The 1,014-nt window shown below is 62.4% G+C and carries 1 protein-coding gene; it reads right to left on the bottom strand.

The window, feature by feature from the left end; all coding sequences use genetic code 11:
* Positions 1-156 precede the first annotated feature (156 nt).
* A partial coding sequence (locus AC4FWB_RS34635) for an aminomethyl transferase family protein (RefSeq protein WP_491030710.1) occupies positions 157-1,014 on the bottom strand: 858 nt, incomplete at its 5' end.

Here is a 1,014-nt window from a genome sequence, read left to right on the forward strand (position 1 = left end):
CTGCCTTCGCGTTGCCAGATCTCATAGGCGCGCTGCCTGATCTTCTCGATCCGATCGTCGTCCATTGCGGATTCCTCCTTGCGTCCTTCAACGCAGGGCAAGACGGAACGATCCGTGACAATGCGAAGATGATCGGGCCGACTGCGCGATCGAGGGTTACATCCGCGCCCTGGCCGAGGCCGGATCGTAAGGCGAATCCGCGATGACCTCGGCGGTCTTCCATTCTCCCAGGATCGCAACGTCGAGCTTCGTGCCGGGCTTGCTCAAACGCTCCGGCAACAGCGCCAGCGCCACGTCGTGCCCGAGCGCGTAGCCATAGCCGCCCGAGGTGATGCGCCCGACCAGCTCGCCATCGATGTAGAGACCCTCGGAAGCAAGCGTGCTCGCGCCATCGATTTCGATCTTGAGCGTGACCGAGCGGCGCTGGTCGTTCCTTGCCTTGTATTTCAGAACCGCGTCGCGCCCGATGAAATCGCCCTTGTCGAGGCGGATGAACCGTTCGAGCCCGCTTTCCAGCGCATTGAGCTCGGGGTTCATGTCGCGATACATCGCGCGGTAGGATTTCTCCAGCCTGAGCGACTCCAGCGCATGAAGCCCGACGAGGCGCATGCCGTGCCTTTCGCCTTGCTTCAGGATCGCATCCAGCAATTGCCGCTGGTAGGCCATGGGATGGTAGAGCTCCCACCCCAACTCGCCTTCGTAGTTCACGCGCAGCAGCCGCACGTCGCTGGCCAAGGCGACACTGCCAGTCTTCACGCTGAACCAGGGAAAGCTTTCGTTCGAAAGATCGATCTCCGTCAGCGGCTGCAGCACCTCGCGCGCGTTCGGCCCGACGATCGTGAAGCAGCCGCGATCGTTGGTGACGTTCTTCAGGCTCACGCTGCCGTCAGCAGGAAGCAGTCTTGAGAGGTCGTCGAAATTCCAGCGCTCCGCGCGCGGCGTCGAAATGAGGTAGAAGCTCTCTTCTCCGAGGCGCGCCACCATGTATTCCGCCTGCACGCCGCCGGCTGCAGT

The sequence above is a fragment of the Mesorhizobium sp. LEGMi-168a genome, from assembly GCF_058312955.1.